This window comes from Deinococcus sp. YIM 134068, assembly GCF_036543075.1.
Lineage (GTDB): Bacteria > Deinococcota > Deinococci > Deinococcales > Deinococcaceae > Deinococcus > Deinococcus lichenicola.
Genome location: NZ_JAZHPF010000003.1, coordinates 227,097 through 250,435, shown reverse-complemented (window position 1 = coordinate 250,435; position 23,339 = coordinate 227,097). Strand labels below are relative to the sequence as shown.

The 23,339-nt window shown below is 69.5% G+C and carries 24 protein-coding genes and 1 other RNA gene; 18 read left to right on the top strand and 7 right to left on the bottom strand.

Annotated features, from left to right (window positions below; all coding sequences use genetic code 11):
• The first annotated feature begins 9 nt into the window (after positions 1-9).
• The 4 genes from V3W47_RS05535 to gatA all read left to right on the top strand — a co-directional run bounded on the left by V3W47_RS05535 (position 10) and on the right by gatA (position 3,921).
• Positions 10-615: an L-threonylcarbamoyladenylate synthase gene (locus V3W47_RS05535; RefSeq protein ID WP_331824183.1), complete on the top strand. Its 606-nt coding sequence runs from the start codon at positions 10-12 to the stop codon at positions 613-615.
• 94 nt (positions 616-709) lie between these two features.
• Positions 710-1,246 carry an SMC-Scp complex subunit ScpB gene (scpB, locus tag V3W47_RS05530; protein WP_331824182.1) on the top strand — a complete coding sequence of 179 codons (537 nt, stop codon included), beginning with the start codon at positions 710-712 and terminating at the stop codon, positions 1,244-1,246.
• 304 nt (positions 1,247-1,550) lie between these two features.
• A complete protein-coding gene (locus V3W47_RS05525) occupies positions 1,551-2,333 on the top strand; it encodes a DUF4388 domain-containing protein (RefSeq protein ID WP_331824181.1) in 783 nt (260 codons plus the stop codon).
• A 133-nt stretch (positions 2,334-2,466) separates the two neighbouring features.
• Positions 2,467-3,921 carry an Asp-tRNA(Asn)/Glu-tRNA(Gln) amidotransferase subunit GatA gene (gene gatA, locus V3W47_RS05520; protein WP_331824180.1) on the top strand — a complete coding sequence of 485 codons (1,455 nt, stop codon included), beginning with the start codon at positions 2,467-2,469 and terminating at the stop codon, positions 3,919-3,921.
• 23 nt (positions 3,922-3,944) lie between these two features.
• On the opposite strand, the gene V3W47_RS05515 is transcribed toward gatA, so the two are convergent.
• A complete protein-coding gene (locus V3W47_RS05515; protein WP_331824179.1) occupies positions 3,945-4,598 on the bottom strand; it encodes an Eco29kI family restriction endonuclease in 654 nt (217 codons plus the stop codon).
• Positions 4,599-4,940: 342 nt separating this feature from the next.
• Between V3W47_RS05515 and V3W47_RS05510 the strand changes: the two genes are divergently transcribed.
• On the top strand, positions 4,941-6,245 hold the full coding sequence (locus tag V3W47_RS05510) for a site-specific DNA-methyltransferase (protein ID WP_331824178.1): 1,305 nt from the start codon (positions 4,941-4,943) through the stop codon (positions 6,243-6,245).
• 33 nt (positions 6,246-6,278) lie between these two features.
• Here the strand turns inward: V3W47_RS05510 and truB are convergent, their stop codons facing one another.
• Positions 6,279-7,211, bottom strand: coding sequence for a tRNA pseudouridine(55) synthase TruB (truB, locus tag V3W47_RS05505; RefSeq protein WP_331824177.1), 933 nt, complete (start codon positions 7,209-7,211; stop codon positions 6,279-6,281).
• Between the two features lie 91 nt (positions 7,212-7,302).
• Between truB and V3W47_RS05500 the strand changes: the two genes are divergently transcribed.
• From V3W47_RS05500 to rnpB, 3 genes are all read left to right on the top strand, one after another.
• Complete coding sequence (locus tag V3W47_RS05500) at positions 7,303-7,674, top strand: hypothetical protein (protein WP_331824176.1); 372 nt, start codon at positions 7,303-7,305, stop codon at positions 7,672-7,674.
• Complete coding sequence (locus tag V3W47_RS05495; protein ID WP_331824175.1) at positions 7,671-8,438, top strand: pseudouridine synthase; 768 nt, start codon at positions 7,671-7,673, stop codon at positions 8,436-8,438. Before V3W47_RS05500 ends, V3W47_RS05495 begins: the two co-directional genes overlap by 4 nt.
• A gap of 87 nt (positions 8,439-8,525) precedes the next feature.
• Positions 8,526-8,958, top strand: an RNA gene (gene rnpB / locus V3W47_RS05490) — RNase P RNA component class A.
• Positions 8,959-9,037: 79 nt separating this feature from the next.
• Here the strand turns inward: rnpB and V3W47_RS05485 are convergent.
• Positions 9,038-9,403 carry a DUF423 domain-containing protein gene (locus V3W47_RS05485; protein WP_331824174.1) on the bottom strand — a complete coding sequence of 122 codons (366 nt, stop codon included), beginning with the start codon at positions 9,401-9,403 and terminating at the stop codon, positions 9,038-9,040.
• 100 nt (positions 9,404-9,503) lie between these two features.
• Positions 9,504-11,165, bottom strand: coding sequence for a GDSL-type esterase/lipase family protein (locus V3W47_RS05480; protein WP_331824173.1), 1,662 nt, complete (start codon positions 11,163-11,165; stop codon positions 9,504-9,506).
• Positions 11,166-11,500: 335 nt separating this feature from the next.
• On the opposite strand from V3W47_RS05480, the gene mraZ reads away from it, so the two are divergent.
• The 7 genes from mraZ to V3W47_RS05445 all read left to right on the top strand — a co-directional run bounded on the left by mraZ (position 11,501) and on the right by V3W47_RS05445 (position 18,270).
• Positions 11,501-11,929 carry a division/cell wall cluster transcriptional repressor MraZ gene (gene mraZ / locus V3W47_RS05475; protein ID WP_331824172.1) on the top strand — a complete coding sequence of 143 codons (429 nt, stop codon included), beginning with the start codon at positions 11,501-11,503 and terminating at the stop codon, positions 11,927-11,929.
• Between the two features lie 23 nt (positions 11,930-11,952).
• Positions 11,953-12,888: a 16S rRNA (cytosine(1402)-N(4))-methyltransferase RsmH gene (rsmH, locus tag V3W47_RS05470; protein WP_331824219.1), complete on the top strand. Its 936-nt coding sequence runs from the start codon at positions 11,953-11,955 to the stop codon at positions 12,886-12,888.
• Positions 12,885-13,244, top strand: a complete 360-nt coding sequence (locus V3W47_RS05465; protein WP_331824171.1) for an FtsB/FtsL family cell division protein — start codon at positions 12,885-12,887, stop codon at positions 13,242-13,244. The genes rsmH and V3W47_RS05465 overlap by 4 nt, the downstream gene beginning before the upstream one ends.
• Positions 13,235-14,590 carry a peptidoglycan D,D-transpeptidase FtsI family protein gene (locus V3W47_RS05460; protein WP_331824170.1) on the top strand — a complete coding sequence of 452 codons (1,356 nt, stop codon included), beginning with the start codon at positions 13,235-13,237 and terminating at the stop codon, positions 14,588-14,590. Before V3W47_RS05465 ends, V3W47_RS05460 begins: the two co-directional genes overlap by 10 nt.
• Positions 14,591-15,011: 421 nt before the next feature.
• Positions 15,012-15,692, top strand: a complete 681-nt coding sequence (locus tag V3W47_RS05455; RefSeq protein ID WP_331824169.1) for an RlpA-like double-psi beta-barrel domain-containing protein — start codon at positions 15,012-15,014, stop codon at positions 15,690-15,692.
• Between the two features lie 118 nt (positions 15,693-15,810).
• Complete coding sequence (locus V3W47_RS05450; RefSeq protein ID WP_331824168.1) at positions 15,811-16,983, top strand: FtsX-like permease family protein; 1,173 nt, start codon at positions 15,811-15,813, stop codon at positions 16,981-16,983.
• 255 nt (positions 16,984-17,238) lie between these two features.
• Entirely contained in the window at positions 17,239-18,270 is a 1,032-nt protein-coding gene (locus V3W47_RS05445; RefSeq protein ID WP_331824167.1) for a PEGA domain-containing protein, read from the top strand.
• 189 nt (positions 18,271-18,459) lie between these two features.
• Here the strand turns inward: V3W47_RS05445 and V3W47_RS05440 are convergent, their stop codons facing one another.
• Together V3W47_RS05440 and V3W47_RS05435 are read right to left on the bottom strand one after the other, a co-directional pair.
• Positions 18,460-19,053: an NUDIX hydrolase gene (locus tag V3W47_RS05440; protein ID WP_331824166.1), complete on the bottom strand. Its 594-nt coding sequence runs from the start codon at positions 19,051-19,053 to the stop codon at positions 18,460-18,462.
• On the bottom strand, positions 19,050-19,703 hold the full coding sequence (locus V3W47_RS05435) for a MazG family protein (protein WP_331824165.1): 654 nt from the start codon (positions 19,701-19,703) through the stop codon (positions 19,050-19,052). The genes V3W47_RS05440 and V3W47_RS05435 overlap by 4 nt, the downstream gene beginning before the upstream one ends.
• 210 nt (positions 19,704-19,913) lie before the next feature.
• Between V3W47_RS05435 and V3W47_RS05430 the strand changes: the two genes are divergently transcribed.
• The 3 genes from V3W47_RS05430 to V3W47_RS05420 all read left to right on the top strand — a co-directional run bounded on the left by V3W47_RS05430 (position 19,914) and on the right by V3W47_RS05420 (position 21,556).
• Positions 19,914-20,387, top strand: a complete 474-nt coding sequence (locus V3W47_RS05430; protein WP_331824164.1) for a hypothetical protein — start codon at positions 19,914-19,916, stop codon at positions 20,385-20,387.
• Between the two features lie 208 nt (positions 20,388-20,595).
• Positions 20,596-20,766 carry a hypothetical protein gene (locus V3W47_RS05425; protein ID WP_331824163.1) on the top strand — a complete coding sequence of 57 codons (171 nt, stop codon included), beginning with the start codon at positions 20,596-20,598 and terminating at the stop codon, positions 20,764-20,766.
• 52 nt (positions 20,767-20,818) lie between these two features.
• Positions 20,819-21,556, top strand: a complete 738-nt coding sequence (locus tag V3W47_RS05420; protein WP_331824162.1) for an SDR family oxidoreductase — start codon at positions 20,819-20,821, stop codon at positions 21,554-21,556.
• Between the two features lie 89 nt (positions 21,557-21,645).
• On the opposite strand, the gene V3W47_RS05415 is transcribed toward V3W47_RS05420, so the two are convergent.
• Positions 21,646-23,298, bottom strand: a complete 1,653-nt coding sequence (locus V3W47_RS05415; protein ID WP_331824161.1) for a VOC family protein — start codon at positions 23,296-23,298, stop codon at positions 21,646-21,648.
• Positions 23,299-23,339 lie beyond the last annotated feature (41 nt).

Below are 23,339 nucleotides of genomic sequence, written 5' to 3'. Positions count from 1 at the left end.
GGCTTGGGGATGGACTGGACTCACGAAATTGCACGGGCCGCCGGGGTCATCGCCTCGGGCGGTGTGGTCGGCTACCCCACCGAGACGGTCTGGGGTCTCGCCGTCAGGCCGGAGGCGTCCGAACTCCTGTACGTCCGCAAGGGCCGCGAGGCGGGCAAACCCGTGCAGCTCTCGTGCGTGGATGTGGGGGCGGCGCGTGCCCTCACGCTGGGCGGCGCGGTCTTCGACGCCGTGGCGGGGCTGTGGCCCGGTCCCCTCACGCTTGTGCTGCCCGCCAGCGCGGCCTGTCCGCCTGACCTTGCCCCGGACGGCTGGGTGGGGGTGCGGGTGCCGGACCACCCGGTCGCGCTCGCCCTGCTGTGCGCCTGCGGGGGTACCCTCGCCACGACCAGCCTCAACCGCAGCGGGGAGGAGGCCGCGCGCACCCCCGAGCAGGCGCGGGCGTCCGGCCTCGCGGATTTCCTGCTGCCGGACGGCGGGGTTGCGGCGTCGGGTCGGGCGAGCACCGTCGTGCGCGTGTGGCCGGACGGTGGGAGGCTGGAGGTGCTGCGCGAGGGTGCCCTCCCCTCGGAGGCGGTGCGGGAGCGGTTGAGGCTTCACGGAGGGAAATTGTGAGGAGGGGGTCGTCCGACCTCGTGCCTGACTTCTCGGCTCCCCCAGGCCGCGCGAAGAGTTGGCGGCGTCGTTTGAGAACAGGGCTGGGGTGCGAATGAGTCCTCCGCCCACCCCCCATGCCCTGATCGGCGCGGCCCTGCTCGCCGCCGGACGGCCCGTCACCCGGCGCGAGGTGGCCGGGTTGCTGGGGCTGCCCGAGGAGGCCGCCGCCCGCGCGCTTGACGAGTTCGGGGCCGTGCTGGAGGGCGCGGGCCTGGGCTTCACGGTGGAGGCGGTGGCGGGGGGCTACCGCCTCGTCGTGCCGCCGGGGCTGGCCGCGCACCTCGCGCCCCTGCTCGCGCCGCCGCCGCTGCCCACGCTGAGCGCCGCCGCGCTGGAGGTCCTCGCGGTCGTCGCCTACCGCCAGCCCATCACCCGCGCGGAGATCGAGGCGATGCGCGGCGGCAGCGCGGGCACGGTCGTCACCCTTCAGGAGCGCGAACTCGTGAAGGTCGTGGGCCGCAGCCCCGCCGTCGGCCAGCCTCTGCTCTACGGCACCACCGAGAAATTCCTGCTGGAATTCGGCCTGACCGGCCTGAACGAGCTTCCACCCCTGGACGGCGCGGACTTCTCCCACCTGCTGCGCGGGTAGGGGAACATGGAGGGGAGGAGGCCTCTTCCCCAGTCTCCTGAACGATCCCGCGAGGACGTGGAGCCATTTCTTTTGCGCCTCAAACGCCTGGGGTGAGTGACGGGTTGAGCCGTGGGGCGTGTTCGTCGTCCAGAAGGACGGGCAGGGCGTCCCCGGAGCAGCGCGTGCGTTCCCCTGGTCATCCACTTCCACACACGCTCCCCGCCGGGGGTCCTACCCCCCATCCCCCTCCCCTCGGCCCGCTTGCATGTGGGCGGGGACCGTGCGAGAACAGGGCGTCTGTGGAATGGGGCCTCTCCGTTTCATGGCCCCACTTCCCATGCTGAACACCACCAACCTCGAAACCTTCGATCCCATCGAGCTGCTGTCCCTCCTCGGCGGGCAGGGCCGCACGGGGGCGCTCAGGGTCGAACACCCGGAGGGGACCTTCCAGGTCTGGCTGGAGCGCGGGCACGTGCGTCATCTGCGCTTCGGACCCGAGTTGGGTGCCGCCGCGCTCGTGCGGCTGCTGCGTGATCCCCGTGGCCGCTTCCACTTCGACGAGGGGCTGACGCATCCCGGTGCCCGGCTCGATGTGGGCGTGGACGAACTCATCGTGGAGGCCCTGGGTGCCCTGCCCATCCCCGAACTGGAGTTCGGCGGCCCCGCGCGCGTCACGTCCCCGGAGCGGGTGGCGGCGATGCGCTGGAGCCTCCCGGAGCAGAGCCTCCTGCGGCAGATCGAGGCGGGCCGTCCCCTGGCCGAACTCGCGGGTGACGCCCCTGCGCGGCGCTTGATCGCCACCCTGCTGCGGCTCGGCCTGCTCGCCCGCCGCGAGACCCGCCTCGCCCGCCTGACCGTCACGCTGACGCGGGAGGTCCACGGCACGGCGGTCGTGGACGGCACGATCTGGGACCGCTGGCGGGAGGGGTCGGCCCGGCACGTCTCCCACATCGCGGTTCGGGACGCCGCCGGGCAGGTCGTCACGCTGCCCGTTCGCGGGGGGGCGAACCTCGGCGTGCGGCTGCTGTTGCCGCCCGAACTGCTGCTGCGCTCGCGCCTGCGCGCCGGGGAGAGCGTCCTCGTCCGGCCCGCCGAGCGGGGGTAGGGCGGGAGTTGGGGTGACTCGGACGCCATACCGGGGTGGGCGGAAGACTTCAACCACCGCGCTCCGCTTGAGCTGAACGGGGACGAGAACCACGCCCCACGCCTCTTGAAGAGGGGCGGCTACACTGGACGCCATGCCGGATGCCCCGCCCACCGCGACCGACCTCGCCCGCGCCGTGAGGGCGCGTGAAACGACCCCGCAGGCCCTCCTGGACGCCGCCCGTGCCCGCGCCGGGGCCGTTCGCGGTCTCAACGCCCTGATCAGCCTGAACGACCGGGCTGAGGAGGGGGCCGCGCGGGTGCAGGCCCGGCTGGAGGCGGGGGAGAGCCTGCCCCTCGCGGGCGTGCCCGTCGTCGTGAAGGACAACCTCAACGTGGCGGGCACGCGCACGACCTGCGGGAGCCGCATTCTGGCGAACTACGTCTCCCCCTACGACGCGACCGCCGTGGAGCGCCTGACGGCGGCGGGGGCCGTGATCATCGGCAAGGCGAACATGGACGAGTTTGCGATGGGGTCCAGCACCGAGAGCAGCGCCTCCGGCCCGACCCTCAACCCCTGGGACCGGGAGCGCGTGCCGGGCGGCAGCAGCGGCGGGAGCGCCGTGGCCGTCGCCGCAAACGTCACGCCCGTCAGCCTCGGGAGCGATACCGGGGGCAGCGTGCGTCAGCCCGCCGCCTTCACGGGTGTGTACGGCCTGAAGCCCACCTACGGACGGGTGAGCCGTTACGGTCTCGTGGCCTACGCGAGCAGCCTCGACCAGATCGGCCCCTTCGCGCGAACGGCAGAGGACCTCGCCCTCCTGATGAACGTGATCGCCGGACACGACCCCCGCGACGCGACGAGCCTGGACGCGCCGCCCGCCTTCGGGGCGGGGACGCCGGACGACCTGCGTGGGCTGCGCGTGGGCGTCGTCCGCGAGAGCCTGAGCGGCAACACGCCCGGAGTGGACGCCGTGCTGGGGGAGACGCTGGCCGCCCTGCGGAGCGCGGGCGCGACCGTGACTGAGCTAAGTATCCCCTCCGTCCGCCACGCCATCGCCGCCTACTACCTCATCGCCATGCCCGAGGCGAGCAGCAACCTCGCCCGCTACGACGGCATGGTGTACGGCGAGCGTGCCCCCGCCCCCGACGTGACGGGCAGTATGACCAGGGCGCGTGAGCAGGGTTTCGGCCCGGAGGTCAAGCGCCGCATCCTCCTGGGCACCTATGCGCTGAGCAGCGGCTACTACGACGCTTACTACTCCAAAGCCATGCGGGTGCGCCGTCTCATCGCGCAGGACTTCGCCCGTGCCTTCGCCAGCGTGGACGTGCTCGTGACACCCACCAGCCCCTTTCCCGCCTTCCGGCGCGGCGAGAAGACGAGCGACCCCCTCGCCATGTACGCCGCCGACGTGGACACGGTGGCGATCAACCTCGCGGGCCTCCCAGCCCTGAGCGTCCCCGCCGGATTCGAGGTAGTGGACGGGGTACGGCTGCCCGTCGGCATCCAGTTCATCGCGCCCGCGTTGAAGGACGAACTGCTCGTCACGCTGGCGGGGGGGCTGGAGGGAGTGGGGGCGGTGCGGGTGGAGGTGGCGGCGGGGTACTGAGGACGCTGGGGCGTGCCTCGAACCTACTGCTCCGACATCTGCTCTAGGTCTTCCTCCAGCCTGACCTCCCGTGCATGGTGGCGAGCACTAATGCGCTCCCGCAACTCGGCCAAATCGTAGAGGGCGAGGTTCGCCATCCGGCTTGCCCACGAGCGGCCTGGGTGAATCTGGTCCCACACCGAGCGCCTTTGGTTGTAGCGCCCGCTGCCGGGGTCGTGGTTGCCGAAACCGTCGATGTGACGATTCCATGCCGGAACGAACTGGCTGATCAGGACGCTTTCTACCCAGGCCGAGAGGTGCAGTGTGGTTGGAACCACCCTGAAGGAGAAGTCCGCTACGTCGAGATTCTCAGCTTGACTGATCGAGCGGGTGTGCTCGTATAGCCGCTTGTGCAAACTGTTCTCCAAAACGGCCTTCTTCGCGCTTTCCCCAGTGCGGTCCCCCTTGGGCACGGCCTTCCCGATGTAAAGGGGCTGAATGAAGCCCTGCTGGTTGGCCGCGACAACGGGAGCGTACAGGTCGAATGGCCCGGTGTAGAACAGAGCGTATGCCCCGAGTAACAGCCCGAGTTCCCCCCGCATCTGCTCCAAATGACGAAGAGGGTAGACCTCCTGCGCCTCATAGAACGCCAGGAGGTCGGCCTCCAGGTTCTCGGGCACGACGAACTTGCGAATCACGTCCTCAACCTACGTCCTGGCGTCTACGCCCTCCCCTTTCGTACTTCCCGCGCCTACACTTCTAAATTTGTGTAGTTCCAGCGTGGATGCTACCGTTGGGGCGATGCATTTTCCCCGGACATTAACCTGTACTGAGAAGCTGGTGTTTCTCTACATCTCCTTGCAGGGCGAAGGGGAGTACAGCGCTGGAAGTCTTGCGGGGGCGCTGGCCCTCAGCCGGAAGGCCGCCCACCTCGCGCTGCGACGACTTGTTCTTCTCGGCCACGTCCATCTGCTAGAGCAGCCACGGGGCCGCCGTGGTGGAATCTACTGCGCCAATCCTGCCCACTTGGAACGTTCCGCGTGAGTCAGCCCGTCTTGCTTGAGCTGCCCAACGAGAAGTCGGCTTACAAAGACACGGCGTTCGCATCGAACAAGACGCTTGCTGTGCACCGCTGGGTGAACTGGATCGCCGGGTTCTCCTCGGAGTTCGTACAGCACGCCCTGGAGCTGCACCTGCCCGAACCCGCCCCGGACCAGGTGGTCCTCGATCCCTTCGGCGGCGTGGGAACAGCTCCCCTCACTGCCTTCTTGCGCGGCCATTCCGTCGTCTCCTACGACATCAATCCCTTTCCCGTCCTCGTGCAGCGGGCCAAGCTGAAAGCCCTGCGGGGAGTGAGGCCGGGTGAGCTTCTAGCACAGGTTGAGGCCTTTGGGGTGCACATGGCTGCGGACCGACCCCCCAGAAGCACGGTCCCGCCGGGCTTCACTTCCCGCACGCCCTTCTACAGCGAACGTGTCCTGGTCAAAGTGCTGCGTGTGTGGGACTTCATCTACGCCCTCGGGGACGAGGACCTCCGCGACCTGTTCCGGGTGGCTTTTGGGGCCACGATGGTCTCGTACTCTAATTACTCGTACGAGCCGTCGTTAGGGTCACGGGCCGCTGCGGGCAAGCCTCAGATAGAAGACGCCGATGTGGCCCAAACGATGCGCGACAAGCTGATGGAGATGCATGGCGACCTCGTGGCCGCTCAGGGAGTGCCGCTGGACGGCCAGACCGCACAGGTGTACCAAGGCTCGTTTATGCGCTCGGACCTTGCGGCCAATAGCGTCGATCTGATCGTGACTTCGCCGCCCTACCTCAACAATTATCACTACCTGCGAAACACGCGCCCTCACCTGTACTGGCTTGGCTTTGCCTCGAAGCCCAAAGACCTGCGTTACCTGGAACTCGACAACTACGGCAAATACTGGCAGACCGTGCGCGACGCCAGGTACCGAACAGCCTTGATCTTCGAGTCCCCATGGCTGCAAGACCTCACGGCGCAGTTGGCTGGGACCCAGACAGATCGTGGTGTGTACGGCGGGCAGGGGTGGGCGAACTACGCCACCGAGTATTTCAATGACACCTACCGGTTCTTGCAAAAGACCCATGAGGTACTTAGACCCGGCTCTAAGGCACTTATTGTCGTCGGAAATTCCATTGTGAAGGGCATCAATCTCCCCGTGGACGAAGTGTTCACCCATGTGGCCGGGCACTTCGGATTCACGAGGCATGATATTCACGTGGTCAGGGATACCCGCATCGGGTCGAGCATCGTTGGGACCGGGTTGCGAGTGAAAGGCAAGGGCAAGCTGTATGAGGTCGTGGTGGAGTTGACGAAGTAGAGCCGGAGAGCGAAGGTGGAACTTCAGGCCACCTTATGCCCACGCCCGCACCACCCGCACCTGTTCCCCGTCCCCGTCCACCACCGCCACGAGGTCGCCGTTCAGCGTGACGACGTGCCGCCCCGTCGCCGGGTGCCGGGGCCGCTTGCCCTGCCGTAATTCGCGGGCCAGCCGCTCGTCCGCCTCGATGTGTGGGAAGTCGAGGGCGGCGAGGTCGGGCACGCCCTCCGCCCCGGCGAGGTCCTCCACGGCCACCGCGTCCGCGAGGTCGTAGCGGCCCACGCGCGTGCGGACCAGCCCGGCGAGGTGGGCGGGCACGCCGAGCGCCGCCCCCACGTCCCGCGCGAGCGAGCGCAGGTAGGTTCCGCTCCCCACGCTCGCCCGCACGAGGAGGGTGGGAAAGCGGCCCAGCGGCGGCGGCAGCGTGAAGGCGCGTCCGTCCGGGTCGGGTGCCCAACCTTCCGAATGCCGGGCGAAGGTGCGGGGGGCGTCCTCCAGGGAGCCGTACACGCCGAGCAACTCCAGCGAGTGAATGACGACGTTCCGGGCGGGCAACTCCAGTTCACCCCCGGCCCGCGCGACCGCATACGCCCGCTTCCCACCCACCTGCACGGCGCTGTACTGCGGCGGCACCTGCGCCTGCGGGCCGACGAAACCTGCCAGCACGGCCCGCAGCTCCTCTTCTCTCGGGGGAGAGAAGGGCACGACCTCCCCGAGCGGTCCCTCCGCGTCCAACGTGGGCGACGCGCCGCCGAGGGCGATCCACGCGAGGTAGTCCTTGCCGTCGGCCTCCATGAACTGCACGAGCTTGGTGGAGTCGTCCACGCACAGGACGAGCACGCCCGTGGCGAGGGGATCGAGGGTGCCCGTGTGCCCGATCCGCCGCGTGCCCCGCGCCCGCCGCGCCCGGTTCACCACGTCGTGAGAGGTCAGGCCCAGCGGTTTGTCCACGGCGATCACCGGCATGGGAGGCAGGGTAGCAGGGGCGAACGACCACGGGCCGCGCCCCCTCCCACTGAAAGCTAATTCCTGGCTGCCCTCGCGTACACTAGCGGGCGTGTTGCGGGCCGCGTTCTGGTTGACGGCGCTGGTGTTCTTGCCAGTCGGGCTGTTCCTGTATTTCCTCCCCCCGACGGCGGCGACCGTGCTGGGGGTCTCGCCGCTGTGGCTCGCGCGGGTGGCGGGCGGGCTGATCGCCGCGTGGGGCGCGTTCCTGCTCGTGGGGGGGGCGCGGTCGGATGGGACGGCGGTCTTCGCCCTCGCCGCCGGAAACCTGCTCACCGTCGCCGCGCTCGTGCCGCCCGCCCTGCGGCTCGCGGACACGCTGCCCGCCCCCGTGCGCCTCGGGATGCTGGCGCTCGCGGGACTGCTGACATTGCTCGCGGTGGCGGGGCTGCTCGCCCTGCCGTCCGGGCGGAGCCGGATATGAGCGGTGGGGGCGAGCGTCTGCAAAAGCGTCTCGCGCGGGCCGGGGTCGCCTCCCGCCGCGCCGCCGAGGAGCTGATCACGGCGGGCCGCGTGACCGTGAACGGCGAGGTCGCCACGCTGGGCCGCACCGTCACGCCCGCCGACGAGGTGCGGGTGGACGGCTCGCTCGTGGAGACCGCCGCCCTGGAGCGCATTACCTTCCTGCTGCACAAGCCCGCCGGGTACGTCACCACCGCCCGCGACGAGTATGGGCGGCGCAACGTCCTCTCCGCCATGCCTCCCGTGCCCGGCCTGCACCCGGTCGGTCGGCTGGACCGCGACTCCGAGGGGCTGCTCCTCCTCACCACCGACGGCGACCTCACCCTCACCCTCACCCACCCGCGCTACGGCCACGAGAAGGCGTACCGCGCGTGGACGGCGGGACCGGGCGACCCGACCGCCGACGAGATGCAGGCTCTCCTCGACGGTATAGAGCTGGATGACGGTCCCGCCCGCGCGCTGGATGCCCGTCCCGCCCCCGGCGGTGCCCTCGTCACGCTCGGGGAGGGCCGCAACCGTCAGGTGCGCCGGATGCTGGAGGCGCTCGGCCACCCCGTCACGCGCCTGCTGCGCTACCGGGTGGGCGGCCTGTGGCTCGGCGACCTCGACCCCGGCGAGTACCGCGAACTCAAGGAGCGTGACCTCCACGACCTCCTGAACCCCGCCGACGTGCCCCGCCGCCTGCGGGAGCGGGCCGAGCGGGAGACGCTGGGACGGTGGGAGTAGGAGGGTGTGGGCTGTGAGGCAGGAGGGCAACTTTAGGTTTCCCCACACCCTCCAGCCCACACCCCACAACCTGATAACCTGCCCCACGCGGGGAGGCTCACGGTCGCGCCCTGGTGACAGGGTGAGGAAAGTCCGGGCACCGCAGGGCAGGATGCCAGCTAACGGCTGGTCGGCGAGTCAAGCGCCCGCGCGAGCGCCACAGCGCGCGGGAGGCGGCGAAGCCGAAGGACAGTGCCACAGAAACGAGTCTGCCATCCCCAGGCGTCGAGAGACGTGCAGCCCCGGCGCGGGCGGGGGTGGTCAGGGTGAAACGGTGCGGTAAGAGCGCACCAGGCCCCCAGGAGACCGGGGGCGCTGGCAAACCCCATCCGGTGCAAGACCCGACAGTGCGCGAGGGGCGGCCCGCCCCACCGACCGCCAGGATGGTCGCTTGAGGCGCGCGGCGACGTGCGTCCCAGAGAGATGACCGTGCCCCCGCGAGAGTGGGGGACAGAACCCGGCTTACCGCCTCCCCGTGCCAGAAACGAGCCGCCACCCGCAGAAATCGTGGGTGGCGGCTTGGTTGTGGGAGGTGAGGTGTAGGTTGTGGGAAAAGGCTTTCAGCGCATGCCGTCTGCTCTCCTCGCATCCAGCGCCGCCACCACGAACCCGGCGATCAGCAGCACTCCGCCGATGGGTGTGACGGCTCCCAGCCAACGCTGACCTGTCAGGGCGAGGACGTAGAGGGTGCCGCTGAAGACCACGGCCCCGGCGAGGAGCAGGACGGGTGCCCGGCGCTGGCCCGGCTGCGTGCCCAGGGCGAGGAGGGCGAGGGCCGCGTACATCTGATAGCGCACGCCCGTCTCGAAGTTGGCGAGCGTGGCCGGATCGAGCCGCGTCCGCAGGGCGTGGGCACCGAACGCGCCGAGCGCCACACCGACCGCCGCGAGGACGGCCCCGGCAAGGGTAGGGTTGAAGTTCCGCATCGGTCCAAGCTACGGGGAGGGCGGGTGGGGATTTGTCCCCAAAAGAGAAAGACTCCGCCCGTCATGGGGCGAAGTCCTGGTCTGCTCCCTCAAGCGTCGGTCAACGCACCGTCGGGATGTGGAGGGGCTGGTTGGTCGCCGGAAGCGGTCGGCTGGCTGCGCCCTGTGGTGTGAGTGCGTCCGGCGTCCCTACCAGCGCGTCGTACCACACGTTCGCCAGCTTGCCGTACCCACCCTCGTTGGGATGCACGCCGTCGGCGAGGTCGGCGGTGGTCAGCGCGGAGGCGGCGTTCACCAGCGTCACCTTCTTGCCCGCGTTGGCCCGCGCCTGGACCACGGCGGGCAGGGCGGCGTTGTACGCCTGCACCCGCGCGTTGTGCGTCGCGTCGGCGAGCGGCGGCAGCGAGGCGACGAGGATGCGCGTGTTCGGGCGGCGAGCGCTCATCTGGTCGAGCAGCGCCCCCAGTCGGGCGGGCGCGTTCGCCACGTCGTAGCCCTGAATCATGTCGTTGGTGCCGATCATCAGCATCACGGTGTCGGGCTGCTGGGCATCGAGCCAGCCGTTTACCCCCGCCGCGATCTCGTCGATGCGCTTGCCGCTGTAGCCCTCGTGGTCGCGGTCGCCCAGGGTGGTCGGGCCGTTCTGCTGCGAGCCGACGAGATCGGGCCTGGGCACGCGAGTAGAGAGTTTGGAGTACAGCGGGATGCGGTAGCCGCCGGGGATATTGAACCCGTCGGTGATCGAGTCGCCCAGCGGCATGACTCGGGCGGCATTTGCCGAGGTGCCCGGCTTCGTGAAGGCCGCCGTGTTGAAGCGGACATCGAACTGGCCGGAGAGGGGCTTGGTCTCCAGGGCCGAGGGGTCCACGTCCAGGCTCAGCGCGTGAATGCCCACGTTGAACGCCTGCCCCGCCGAGAGGCCCACCGCGTTCAGCGTCCCCTTACTCTCACTCGTGTACACCACCGGGTAGAACCCCAGCACCTCCGCCTGATAGCTCCCGCCGGGCAGCACGTCGTCCCATGTCGCCGTCACGGTCGAAGCCCCGTAGCCGGTGACGGCGATCCCCGTCGGCGTCTTCGAGGAGTTGGTCAGGCTACTGATCTTGGCCGTCGAACTCCACGTCTCGCCGTCCACCTGGTACTCCACCTTGTAGTCCCCGACCACCGCCGCGATGTTGCCGGCCTTGGTCCACCCGAACTGGAACCAGTGGGCGTCCGCGCCGTCGTTCCGGGAGAAGTAGGTGGACTTGGAGACCTCCAGCGGCACGGGCTGGCCGCCGTTCCAGCCGGGGGGGCCGGTGACGGTGAAGGTGAGCTTGTCGGCGGTGGGCTTGGCTCCCGTGGCCGTGCGGTAGCGCAGCAGCACGGCAGTGTCCTCGCCCCCATCGCGGATGCCCAGGAAGGCTTCCACCCCGTAGGTGCGGAGCGTCGCCGTCTTGTTGCCCGTCACGCTGCCCACGCTGGCGCTGATGGTGGCCGAGCCGAAGCGTCTGGCGGTGACGACGCCATTGGCATCGACGGAGGCGACATCGGGATTGGAGGATTTCCAGGTGAGGGTCTTGCCGGTGACGACGGTGCCGTCGGCGGCCTTCGTAACGGCGCTGAAGGTCGCCGTGCTGTTGAGCCGCAAATTGGTGCTGGCGGGCACCGTGACCTCGACGGTCGCCACGCCGGAGGTGTCGCCGGGGGTCTGTCCGCCGGTGCAGGCAGTGATCAACAAGGAGGCGGTGGTCAGCAGGGCGAGCGTGCGGAGCTTGTTCAAGGGGGACCTCACGGGGGAGCAGGGGGCGGGCGCGACCGAAAAGGCGGGCGAATCACCGTCCAGAGGGTCGATGCCTCTTCAGTGGCAGGGATGACGTGCGCCCGGAGTGTAATTTCCGACAAAAATGAGTGACGGTAGCTCAGCCGCGCGGTGGGGAAGCTCGCCGGAAGTGGGGGGCTGAAGGAGACGAAAGTGGGAATCGGTGGTAATTCGTGGGGGGGACTGTTAAGCTTCGTTCACAGTCCAGGAGATGCGTCCACGACGCTTGATCGGGCTGTCCTGCCCGCGCCGTCCCCGGCCCCACCGGTGGGTGGCGTGTGGGAACTGAGGAGAAGGTGCCATTCGGAGAGTATCCCTACACCTTAGACGACAAGGGGCGCGTGGTGATGCCGCCGCCGTTCCGGGAGTTCGTCGAGGACGGGATGATTCTCACGCGCGGCATGGAGGGTTGCCTGTACGTTTTCCCGCTTGCCAGTTGGCGGCGGGTGGAGACGCAACTGGAGAGCCTTCCGCTCACGGACGCTTCGTCGCGGGCGTTCGTGCGCTTTTTCTACTCGGGCGCGAGCAAGGCTCGGCTCGACAACCAGAGCCGCGTGTCGGTGCCGCAGACGCTGCGGACCTTTGCCGCGCTGGAGAGCGACGTGATCGTGGCGGGTGCCCCCGGACGCCTGGAGCTGTGGAGTCCGGCCCGCTGGGAGGCGGCCATCGCCGCCGTGCAGCAGGACCCCCCCCAACCCGACCTTCTCGCCAACTTCGTGGCGTAAGCGACAAGAACGGCGTGACCACCATGAATATCGCCCCCAACGGCCTTCCCAATCCCGACGTTCCCCCACCCGACTCCCTCTCCCACGTCCCCGTCCTCGCCACCGAGGTCATGGAGGCCCTGGCTCCCGCCCCTGGCCGCGTCCTCGTGGACGGCACCCTCGGCGGCGGCGGCCACACCCGGCTGCTGCTGGAGGCCGGGGCCACCGTCATCGGCATCGATCAGGACCCCTACGCCCTGAACCGCGTCCGCGCCGCCAACCTCCCCGGCCTGACCGCCCTGGAGGGCAACTACCGCGACCTGCGCGCCCTGCTCGCCCCCCTCGGCGTGACGCGGGTGGACGGCGTGCTCCTCGACATCGGGGTGAGCAGCTTCCAGCTCGACGATGCGGGGCGCGGCTTTTCCTACCACACCGACGCGCCGCTCGACATGCGGATGAGCCAGAGCGGGGAGAGCGCCGCCGACGTGGTGAACACGTACCCCGAAGAGGACCTCGCCGCGATCATCTACGAGTACGGCGAGGACCGCCACTCGCGCCGCATCGCCCGCGCCATCGGGCAGGCCCGCGCCGATTCGCCCATCACCTCCACCGTCCGCCTCGCCGAGATCGTCAAGCGGGCGTACCCCGGTTTCTCGAAGGGCATCCACCCGGCCCGGCGGACCTTCCAGGCACTCCGCATCCACGTCAACGACGAACTCGGTGCCCTGCGCGACGGGCTGGGGGCCGCCGAGGACCTGCTCGCGCCGGGGGGCCGCCTCGCCGTCATCTCCTTTCACTCGCTCGAGGACCGCATCGTGAAGCGGTTCCTGCGCGGCTCGTCCACCCTCACGCCGCTGACGAAGCGGCCCGTGGAGGCGGGCGAGGAGGAGCAGGCCCGCAACCCGCGCGCCCGGAGCGCGAAGCTGCGCGCCGCTGAGAAGATGCCCCCTCGATCCACCGGGCCGGAGGGGACGTCATGACCGCCGCCCGGATTGACCTCAGCGCCGGAACGTGGCGGGCGCGGGCGGTGCGCTACGTGGGCCTGTACCTCGTGCTCGCCCTGACGCTCGTCGCCGCGCGCTTCCTGACCCAGGACGTGCGGCCTGACCTGCGCGACGCCCAGAAGCGCGAGGCCATGCTGACCACCGAGCGCGACGACCTCGAACTGCGGGTGCAGGCCCTCGGCAACCCGCAGCGGGTGCGCGCGTGGGCGGCGAAGAACGGGATGCGCCGCTTCGCCGAGGCTCCCAAGACGACCGCCGCCCTGACCGGGGTGCCCGCCCCCGCCCCCCTGCCCGCACAGACCACCCTGGAGGTGAGGACCGCATGGAGGTGAAGATTCGTTCCCGTTCCCGCTTCATGCAGCTCATCGCGCTCGTGCTGTTCCTGACGCTGGTGTGGGCCTACGCGCAGCTCGAATGGGGCGTGCCGCAGGGCGTGAGGCGCGGTGCCGTGCAGTCACGCGGCACGATCACCGCCGCCGACGGCAGTGTGCTCGCCCGCAGCGTGAACGGCAGGCGGGTCTACCCCCAGGGTCAGCTCGCCGGGCAGGTCGTCGGGATGCTGGGGGCCACCGAGGGGCTGGAGGGGCTGGAGTACGCCTACGACCGCTCCCTCGCGGCGGGCCAGGACCTGCGCCTCACCCTCGACCCCGGCGTGCAGGCCGCCGCCGAGACCGCCCTGGCGACCGCCATTCCCAAGCACAAGGGCGAGTACGGCTCGGTCGTCGTGCTGGAGACCCGCACGGGCCGCGTCCTCGCCGCCGCGAGCTACCCGCCCTTCAACCCGAACCACTGGCGCAAGTACAGCCAGGCCGCCCGGCGCAACCGTCCCTTCCTCGACGTGTTCGAGCCGGGATCGACCGTCAAGGGGCTGGTCGTGGCGGCGGCCCTGAACGAGGGGCTGACCTCGCCGGGCACGCTCTACCAGACGCCCATGCGCCGCTTCGTGGGGGGCCGCTGGGGCAGCACCATCCACGACGCGGTGGACCACCCCAAGAGTCTCACCACCCGGCAGGTGCTGCGCTACAGCAGCAACGTGGGCATGAGCCATATCGTCGAACGCTTCGGGCCGGAGGACATGCGCGGCTACCTCAGCCGCTACGGCTTCGGCGACTACGTGGACCTTCCCACCGTCATGACGAGCACGGGCCGCCTCCAGCCCCTGCGGAAGTGGGACGATCTCGTGCGCGTCACGAACGCCTTCGGCCAGGGCATGAGCAGCACCACCCTCCAGCTCGCCGCCGCCTACAACAGCGTCGCCAACGACGGCCTGTACGTCTCGCCCCGCCTCGTGGACGGCGAACCGGCGGGCGAGCGCCGCGAGGTCCTGCGCCCCGAGACCGCCCGCACCACCCGCACGATGCTGCAGGCCGTCATCGAGGAGGGCATTCCCCACCAGGCGGGCCTCAAGGGCTACGCGCTCGCGGGGAAGACGGGCACCTCACAGGTCTCGGCGGGTGCCCAGGGTTACCGCAGCGACCTCTACGACAGCGTGTTCGCGGGCTTCTTCCCCGCCGACGCCCCCCGCGTCACCGTCGCCGTCATGGTCCACGGGGCCAAGCTCAACCACCACGGCTCCCAGCTCGCCGCCCCCATCTACCGTGACGTGGCCTCCGAAATCCTCTCCCGTTGGGCCTCCGCCCCCAAACCCGACAAGAAGAAGACGGAGAACGAGAAGTAAGAGAGAGATGAGAAGCCGCTCAGACTGGTTCCCATGATGGAGGGGGCCAGTTCCCCCATTGTCTCAGAAGGAATGAGGAAATCTAACTCACATCACTCTTTGAGCCTCTTCTGATGAGTCTCGACCCCGTTCTGCTCTCCCCACGGCCCCAAAGGCAACCTAGAGGATGAGAATATAAATTAAAGTATTAGAAGTGTCCTCATCTGGCGAGCAGACGCCCAGAGCGACTCGAACCCCTGGCCTGTTGGTGGGGGGAAGGGAATGACGAGTCTCTCAGATGAGCTGAGGGAGGCGAGATTCAAATCGCCCCTCACATCCGTCTCTTAGTCTGGCTCTCAGTGAAGGACGGCTGCTAAAGCTGGAACTTCAATTCACACCCGAATAGATCGGACGTTTCCTCTGGAGCGTTCGGAGGAGACGCATGTCGCAAAAAAACAAGTGCTGGGCACCCCTTCTCGTGCTCGGCCTCTCCGGCCTGGCCGGTGCCCTGCCCGCCCTTCCCGCCGCCACGCTCGCCGAGGAGGCGGTGCGGGACGCCCTGACCGCCGTGGTGCCCGCCCCCGCGCGCCCGGCCCCGGTTCAGGCTGTCCAGCCTCCCGTCAGGCCCGCCCAGGCGGCGACGACGGAGACGGCGACGACGCAGCCCACTGCCGCGCAGGTGCGGAGTGCCCAGATCGCCCGCGCGCAGGCCCAGGCGGCGCAGCAGGCCCGCACCCGCGCGGTGGAGCAGGCCCAGGCCCAGCAGGCGCAGACGGTGGCGGTGGGTCGCCGTACGGGCCGCAGCGTCGTGGCGCGGGCCACGGCGTACAACAGCACCCCCGGCCAGACCGACAGCACGCCCTTCATCACGGCGACGGGCACCCGCGTCCGTAACGGCGTGGTGGCCCTCAGCCGCGACCTGCTGCGGACATTTCCCTACGGCAGCAAGATCACCATCGAGGACCTGAGCGGGCGCACGGGCAACCTCCTGCGGGGTCAGGTCTTCTCCGTGGAGGACACGATGGCCGCGCGCAAGGTGGGCAGCGTGGACATCTGGATGGCGAGTCGGACGCAGGCTATCCGCTTCGGTGCCCGACAGGTGCGGATCACCGCCGTGCGCTGAACACGGGCCGAGCTTGTAAGCGTGGGCAAGCCCGGACGGGTCGGCCCACGCCTCGTTCTTTTTGACGGCTGACGGCTGACGGCTGACCGCTCACAGCCCTCTGTTATCCTCCCCGGACGTGGCCTCCACTCCCCCCGATCTCGCCTGGACCCTGGCCCGCGCCCACCTCAGCCGCAGGCGCACCCAGAACGTCCTGACCGTGCTGGGCATCGCGGTCGGCGTGATGGTCCTCATCGCCGCGCTGAGCCTCACGAACGGCTTCACGCGGGCGCTCGTGGACGCCACACTCCGGGCCAGCCCCCACCTCAGCCTGACGGCCTTCACTCCCTCCGCACGGGACGCCGCGCTGGAGGCCGAGATACGCGCCAACCCGCAGGTGACGGCCTTCACCCCCTTCCTGGGCGACAAGGGCCTGCTCACCCGTCCGGCAGGAGAGGGGCGGCGGGCCGGGGTGGACTTCACCACCCTCTTCGGCGTGACGCCCGACGCGGCGCGGGTGCTGCAACTCACGCCGGAGGAGGGGGCGCTCCTGCGCGGGCTGGGGGAGGGCGAGGTGCTGCTCGGTGCGGCCCTCGCCCGCAGCGTGGGGGCCTTCACGGGCGACGAGGTGCGCCTGCTGAACAGCACCCAGCGCCGGGCGACCCTCCGCGTGAAGGGCGTCTTCACCACCGGGAACTACCTGATCGACTCCGGGTACGCCTTCACCAGCCTCGGCACTCTCCAGACCGTGCAGGGCACCCGCAACGTCACGGGCTACCAGCTCCGCCTGCGCGACCCGGACGCCGCGCCGGGAGTGGGGGACAGCCTGACGCGCACCCGGCCCTACTCGGCGATTCCGTGGCAGGGTCTGTACGGCACGCTGCTCGACCAGCTCGCCCTCCAGAAGCGGGTGATCGGCTTCGTCGTGTTCCTGATCGTGATCGTGGCGGCGTTCGGGATCGCCAACGTCCTCACGCTCGCCGTGTTCGAGAAGACGCAGGAGATCGCCATCCTGCGCGCCATCGGGGCCACGCGCGGGATGATCACGCGCACCTTTCTGCTGGAGGGAGCGGCGCTCGGCCTCGGCGGCCTGCTCCTCGGCAACCTGCTCGGCCTCGGCATCAGCGCGTATTTCACCGCGCGGCCCTTCCAGCTTCCCGGCGACCTGTACTTCATCACGGCGCTCCCCGTGGAGGTGCGCGTGGGCGATCTGCTGTGGGTAAACGCGGTGGGCTTGGGGACCACCCTCCTCGCCGCCCTCATACCGGCGCGGCGGGCGGCGAACGTGGAACCGGCGCGGCTGATTCGCTGAGACGGGGCGGCCAGCGACCAGCCGCTAACGAGACGGGTCCGGGTCTCAGGTCTCATTCAAACTGGTGGGAAGGCCGATGAGAGTGAAATCCTCCTTCCCGAACTCGTCCATCCCTGCCCAACTTCTATGCGAAAAAACACTGTGTCAGCCGCGCATCACCTTCCTGACGGTGGGCTGAAGCCCAATTAACATTCCGAACGGTCCTGCTCATGGCCCGTCAAGCGGTGGCCCGTAGGCTCTGTGTCGGAGGTACCCATGAACAAGCTTCTGATGATTCCCGCCGCGATGCTGCTCGGTACGGCGGTGGCAGCTCCCCGGATCAGCGCGCAGAGCATCATCGTCAACCCCGTGCAGCCCGACCTGAGCGTGAGCGTGCGGGTGGACAAGGACCAGAGCGGCAGCTCCAACCCCACCTACCGCGTGGGCGAGAACATCCGCCTCTCCACGTCCGTCAACCGTGACGCCTACGTGTACCTGTTCAACGTGGATGCCAACGGCGAGGTCACGCAGATTCTGCCCAACCGCCTGAACGAGGGCAACTTCGTCAAGGCGAACACCACCACCACCTTCCCGGCGACCGGGGCCAACTTCACCTTCACGGTGGGCGAGGACGTGGGGCTGAACAAGGTGCTCGCGCTCGCCAGCCTGACGCAGCTCAACCTCGACCAGATCAGCGCCTTCAAGACCGGGCAGGACAGCTTCGCCACCGTGACCCCGCGCGGCCAGCAGCAGCTCGCGCAGGCCCTGAGCATCGTCGTGAATCCCCTGCCGCAAAATAGCTGGATCAGCGACACCGCGTTCTTCTCCGTCGTGGCGCAGACCCCGGTGCAGACGGGCAACCTGTTCGTGGGCACCAACGTCCCCAACGCCACCGTGATCCTCAACGGTCGCCGCCTGGGCAGCGCGAACACCACCTTCAGCGGCCTCCAGCCCGGCTCGTACCCGGTGCGCGTGCAGGCCCCCGGCTTCCGCGACTACACCACGACCGTCGCCGTGCGCGCGGGCAGCACCACCAACCTGAACGTGGAGTTCGCGCAGACCGTGGCGACCACCCCCGCGCCCGTCGTGGCGAGCGGCCAGTACACCCTCGCCATCCGCAGCCGCGTGGAGGGAGCACGCGTCTTCGTGGACGGCCAGGAGGTCGGCATCATTCGCGGCGGCACCCTGAACGTCACGGTCGCCCGTGGTGGCCGCGAGGTCGTCCTGATCGCCCCCGGCTACCGCACCTTCGTCAGCACCTACAACGTGCAGCGCGACGCCCAGGTGACGATCAACCCCGCCCGCTGAGCGACCAGGAAGGAGAGCAGCCCCCGCCCGCGTGGTGGGGGTTGTTCTTTGGGGAGCTTTCAGCTTTCAGCCGTCAGCAGGATGTGTGGAGGCTCTCGCGTCTGCTTGCCGAGGAAGGGGTGAAAGCTCGTCCACCCACCTGTTCCCAATGTTTTGCTGAAAGCTGACCGCTGACGGCTGACCGCTCCCCTACATCCCCACCGGCCCATGCGTCAACAGATCGTGCAACACCCGCGCCGTCATGCCCCAGATGTCGTGACTGCGCCAGGGGTAGCGGTACAGGGGCACGCGCTCGCCGCCCGGCAGGGTGCGAAGTTCGCGGGTGACGGGCAGGGCACGCAACTCACCCAACGTCGGCATGATGATCTGGGCGACCTCGGCAGTGAGGGTCAGGCGCGGCTCGGCGGGCACGCGGGCGAGGACGGGTGTGACGTGGAAGCCGATGGGAGTGAACACGTCGTCCAGCTCGCCCAGCACGGCGACGGAGGCGGGGTCGAGGCCCACCTCCTCCTGCGCCTCGCGCAAGGCCCCCTGCGCTGGCGTCTCGCCCGGCTCCAGGCTGCCGCCGGGGAAGCTGATCTGCCCCCGGTGGGTCGGCAGGTCCGCCGAGCGCACGGTGAGGAGCACGCGCGGGTCGGCCTCGCGGGTCAGGGCGACGAGGACGGCGGCGCGGCGGTACTCGGGCAGGTCCAGCAGGGCGCGGGTGCGCTCCCCCACCCACACGGCCCACGGGTCGGCCTGCGCGTCGTCCAGGGGATCGGGTGCCCCGCCGGGCTGAATCACGCGCCCGCCTGCGCTTCGGTTCGGGACGCCTCCGGGTCGGGCAGGGACGTGAGGAGGGCGTGCGTCCGTTCCCTGAGCGTCACCTCGGCATTTACGTCCATCCCCCGCGCCCAGGCGATGACCGCCGCGAGCACGTCCGCAACGCCCTCCGGCGAGTCGGGGTCCGCGTCCAGGGCCGCGCGTACCCCTTCCCGGTCCCCCTTCTCCTGGCCGGCGAGCCTCTGCGCCTGCGTCTCGCGCGCCAGCGCCCCCAGGGCAGCAGGGACCCGCTCGGCGGCGCTGCGTGGCCTGCCCCCGCGTTCGGCGGCCTTGATCGCCTGCCAGTTCGCCACCACCTCGCCCGCGCCGGAGACCTTCACCTCCCCGAAGACATGCGGGTGACGCCGCACCAGTTTCTCGACGATGTGCCGCTCCACGTCCGCATAGGTGAAGGTGCCCGCCTCCTCGGCGATGACGGCGTGGAAGGCGACCTGAAGCAGCACGTCCCCGAGTTCCCCGGCGAGCGCCTCTGCACCCTCCGCCACGGCATCTACCGCCTCGGCGGCCTCCTCCAGCAGGTAGGGGCGCAGGGACTCATGGGTCTGTTCGCGGTCCCACGGGCAACCGTCCGGGGCGCGCAGGCGGCGCAGGGTGTGGAGCAGTTCTTGCATGGCCCATGCTAATGCCCGCCCTCGTGGGAGAGGGGGACCTAACGCCCGCCCAGCTGCCGCGAACGATCCCCCATCCTCCTTGCGGGGCATTCACATTCGCGGAACTCGTCCCTATTGCTCTAGATGACGCGCCTGACCGGCCCCTCACGCCGGGCCGTCCCTCACGCCGGATTCACGGTTCATCAGGGAAGGTGTGGTGGACTGTGGCGCATGTTTCTTTGCCGGACCCCTGCCCTGACTGTCACCGTCCTCCTCGGCCTGACCACCGCGCCCGCGTGGGCTGCCGCGCCCTCCACCGCTTGGAATGCCGATCAGCTCAGCCGCGCCCGGTACCTGATTCTCGACCCGCGCATCGAGGGCAACCCGAAGTTGCTGAGCGGCGAGCAGTGGACCGGCATCGTGAGTGCCATGCGGCGGGATTCGGCGGGCGCGATCAAGCGGCGCTATCCCAGGGCGATCATCGTCACGGGTGAGGCGGCACCGGAGACCATCCGGGTCACGCCCGTTCTCGTCGCGCCGAACGCGCTCGTGCCCTGGGCCAAGCTCAACGCCCGCCTTGACTTCGACCTGCCGGACGGCGGGCGCGTCTCCCTGAACGAGACCTTCGGCCTCCTCACCCTCTGGCAGCAGCAGGCCCAGGCCGCCAACTACGTCTACAACGAACTCGCCAAGCGTCTGCCCTGAGCCTGGCGATGGGGCGGGGGGCGGGCACACGCCGGAGGAGGGAAGGTGTGCCCGCCCCCGCCCTGCGTGCTCCGGGATAGACGAGATGAGGAATTTCTCACACTTTTTCCCCACAATGGGAAGAGATGCCTGGGAGACCCTCATGAACAGAACGGACCATTTAAGGTACTGCGCTTTTATCAGCGTACGGAAACGTTTACTCGGAATCATGATCGTGGCGCTGCTGCTGGGGGCCGTGGCCCTGGTGCTGGGGTTGGGCACCGGCTTGGCCGCCGGGGTGACGTTGTTGACGGCAATGGTTGAGGCCATCGTCGTGGCGACCGACTCGGTGCGCCGCCACTCGAACGACCCCGAAGCGCAGCCGTTCCTGAATTCTTGAGCGCCCCTTCACCCGCCCCGGCCTGGCCGCCGGGGCGTGTTACGGTTCGCGGATGACACAGGGCGGCGGGCAGGGCAGTGGGCAGGGCGGGCAGGCGACGAAGAGTGCCTTCGTGACCGGCGCGAGCAAGGGCATCGGCCTCGCGGTGGCGCGGGCCTTGTCGGAGGCGGGGTACGCGGTCACGCTCACCAGCCGCCACGCGGACGAGGTGGAGACCGCCGCTCAGGGGATCGTGGGTCAGGCGAGAGGCGTGGTCTGCGACGTGCGCGACCCGGAGGCATTGGTGCGCGAGGTGGAGGCCCACGTCGCGGCCTTCGGCGGGCTGGACGTGCTGTTCGTGAACGCGGGCGTCGGCAACTTCGCCAACGTCGCCGACCTGAGCGTGGAGCAGTGGCGCGAGGTCATCGACACCAACCTCAGCGGCGCGTTCTATACGGTGAAGGCGGCCATTCCGGCGCTCAAGCGGCGCGGCGGGTACATCTTCACCCTCTCCAGCCTCGCCGGACGCAACCCGTTTGCGGGCGGCGGCGCGTACAACGCGAGCAAGTTCGGCCTCAACGGGCTGTCCGAGGTGCTGACCCTCGACCTGCGCCAGCACGACATCAAGGTGACACAGATCATGCCGGGCAGCGTCGCCACCCACTTCGCCGGACACACGCCAAGCGAGGCCGACGCCTGGAAGATTCAGCCGGAGGACATCGCGCAGCTCACCGTGGACCTGCTGAACATGCCCGCGCGGACGCTGCCGAGCCGGATCGAGGTGCGTCCGAGCAAGCCGCCGCAGAAGTAGGGCGGCCAGCTTCCAGCCGCCAGCCGCCAGCAAACAAAGCGCCCCTCTTCGAGATCGATACGAAGGGGCGCACTTCCCTTTTGATCCACCTACACGCTCTCCCCGATCACCCTCTGCATGATCTCGCGCACCGCGTCCAGCTCGTCCTTGTTGATCGAGTGGCCGAGGCCGGGGTAGATGCGGGCGTCCACGTTCGCCCCCTGGGTGCGGAGGTGTTCGGCGCTCTCCTGAAAGCGGGAGAGGGGGATGTGAGCGTCGTCGGGCGCGACGCCCATGAAGACGGGGGTGCCGCCCAGGTCGGTCCGTTGGTCCAGCGTGATCAACCCGCCGCTGAGGGCAACCACGCCGCCGAGCCGCCCGCCCGTTCGGCTGGCGTACTCCAGCGCGAGGCACGCGCCCTGCGAGAAGCCGCCCAGCACGACGTTCCGGCGGGGAACGCCCTGCCTCTCCAGCTCGGCCAGCACGCCGTCCACCGTGGCGAGGGCGCGGTCCAGATGCGGCTGGTTGCGCTCCACGGGCGCGAGGAAGGACAGGGGATACCACGTGTTCCCCTCCGCCTGCGGGGCGAGGTAGGCGAAGGCGCTCAGGTTCAGCTCGTCTGCCAGCGTCAGGATGTCCGGGGCAGTGCCGCCGCGCCCGTGGAGGAGGACCATCGCCACCCGCGCCTCACCGAGCGGACGGCCCGCCGTGTGGACCTGAATGCCGTTCACCTCCGGCGTCGGCGGAGTGCCCGCCCCCAGGTCCCGGTTTCCAATGGTCACGCCGTACTCGCGGCTCACAATCCTCGGCACATGCGCCTCGATGGTCGCGCGCCGGGCCTCGAACCACACGGGGAGCTTGAGGTGCCTGCCCAGCTCCTCCACCGGCTCGTCGTCGGGGAAGCCGGGCGCGTCGGTGGCAATCTCGAACAGCACGCCGTTCGGCTCGCGGAAGTAGATCGAGTGGAAATACTGGCGGTCCTGCACGGGCGTCGGGCGGTATCCGGCGGCCTCCAATCCGGTCAGGTACGCCTCCTGCTCGGCGTCGTCACGGGTCCGCAGGGCGACATGGTGGATGCTGCCCGCCCCGAAGGAGCCGCGCGGCTGGCCGGGCCGCTCCACCACGTCCACGAACAGTCCCACCCCGTCGCCGCTGCCCCGGAAGCGGGTGCGGGTGCCTTCGGCGTCCGGCTCGCTCCCTGCTTCCGCGAAGCCCAGCCGCCCCATGAGGAGGTCGCGCACCGCCCCCGTCTCCCGCACCCAGGCGGTGACGGAGTGGAAGCCGCGCAGCGCGTGTTCGGCGGGAACGGGGCTGGCGGGCCAGCTTTGAACGGGCTGGCCGTCCTCGAAGATCAGCTCGACCCAGGTGCCGTCCGGGTCCCCTACGGTCAGCACCGCCTCCCCGAAGCGGGTGCCCTCGCGGAACGTGAAGCCGTGTTTGGTCAGGCGCTCCCGCCAGTAATTCTCGCTCGCGCGGGGGGCGCTGTACGCCGTCGCCACGACCTCGCCGTTACCGCGCACGCCCCTCTTCGCGCCCGGCCAGGGAAAGTGGGTCATGATCGTGCCCGGCTGCCCGGTCAGGTCGCCGTAGTAGAAGTGGTACGTCCCCGGATCGTCGAAGTTCACCGTCACCTTGACGAGCCGCTGCCCCAGCGTCCGCGAGTAGAAGTCGATGTTGCGCTGGGGGTCCTGCGCCATCACCGTGACGTGGTGGAGGCCCTGCACGGGCGTCGTGCCGGGAATGGAGGAGAGGGGGGAGGTCATGACCCTAATTTAGATTGACGTTGAACGATTTGGGTGTGAGG

Excerpts from the sequence above, each read along its gene's own strand:
- V3W47_RS05420 (WP_331824162.1), top strand. The coding sequence starts at position 20,819 with ATGACACAGGGCGGCGGGCAGGGCAGTGGGCAGGGCGGGCAGGCGACG.
- V3W47_RS05415 (WP_331824161.1), bottom strand. The coding sequence starts at position 23,298 with ATGACCTCCCCCCTCTCCTCCATTCCCGGCACGACGCCCGTGCAGGGC.
- truB (WP_331824177.1), bottom strand. The coding sequence starts at position 7,211 with ATGCCGGTGATCGCCGTGGACAAACCGCTGGGCCTGACCTCTCACGAC.
- gatA (WP_331824180.1), top strand. The coding sequence starts at position 2,467 with ATGCCGGATGCCCCGCCCACCGCGACCGACCTCGCCCGCGCCGTGAGG.
- V3W47_RS05460 (WP_331824170.1), top strand. The coding sequence starts at position 13,235 with ATGGAGGTGAAGATTCGTTCCCGTTCCCGCTTCATGCAGCTCATCGCG.
- V3W47_RS05430 (WP_331824164.1), top strand. The coding sequence starts at position 19,914 with ATGTTTCTTTGCCGGACCCCTGCCCTGACTGTCACCGTCCTCCTCGGC.
- V3W47_RS05445 (WP_331824167.1), top strand. The coding sequence starts at position 17,239 with ATGAACAAGCTTCTGATGATTCCCGCCGCGATGCTGCTCGGTACGGCG.
- V3W47_RS05435 (WP_331824165.1), bottom strand. The coding sequence starts at position 19,703 with ATGCAAGAACTGCTCCACACCCTGCGCCGCCTGCGCGCCCCGGACGGT.
- V3W47_RS05535 (WP_331824183.1), top strand. The coding sequence starts at position 10 with ATGGACTGGACTCACGAAATTGCACGGGCCGCCGGGGTCATCGCCTCG.
- V3W47_RS05455 (WP_331824169.1), top strand. The coding sequence starts at position 15,012 with ATGTCGCAAAAAAACAAGTGCTGGGCACCCCTTCTCGTGCTCGGCCTC.
- V3W47_RS05465 (WP_331824171.1), top strand. The coding sequence starts at position 12,885 with ATGACCGCCGCCCGGATTGACCTCAGCGCCGGAACGTGGCGGGCGCGG.
- V3W47_RS05495 (WP_331824175.1), top strand. The coding sequence starts at position 7,671 with ATGAGCGGTGGGGGCGAGCGTCTGCAAAAGCGTCTCGCGCGGGCCGGG.
- V3W47_RS05425 (WP_331824163.1), top strand. The coding sequence starts at position 20,596 with ATGATCGTGGCGCTGCTGCTGGGGGCCGTGGCCCTGGTGCTGGGGTTG.
- scpB (WP_331824182.1), top strand. The coding sequence starts at position 710 with ATGAGTCCTCCGCCCACCCCCCATGCCCTGATCGGCGCGGCCCTGCTC.
- V3W47_RS05525 (WP_331824181.1), top strand. The coding sequence starts at position 1,551 with ATGGCCCCACTTCCCATGCTGAACACCACCAACCTCGAAACCTTCGAT.
- rsmH (WP_331824219.1), top strand. The coding sequence starts at position 11,953 with ATGAATATCGCCCCCAACGGCCTTCCCAATCCCGACGTTCCCCCACCC.
- V3W47_RS05485 (WP_331824174.1), bottom strand. The coding sequence starts at position 9,403 with ATGCGGAACTTCAACCCTACCCTTGCCGGGGCCGTCCTCGCGGCGGTC.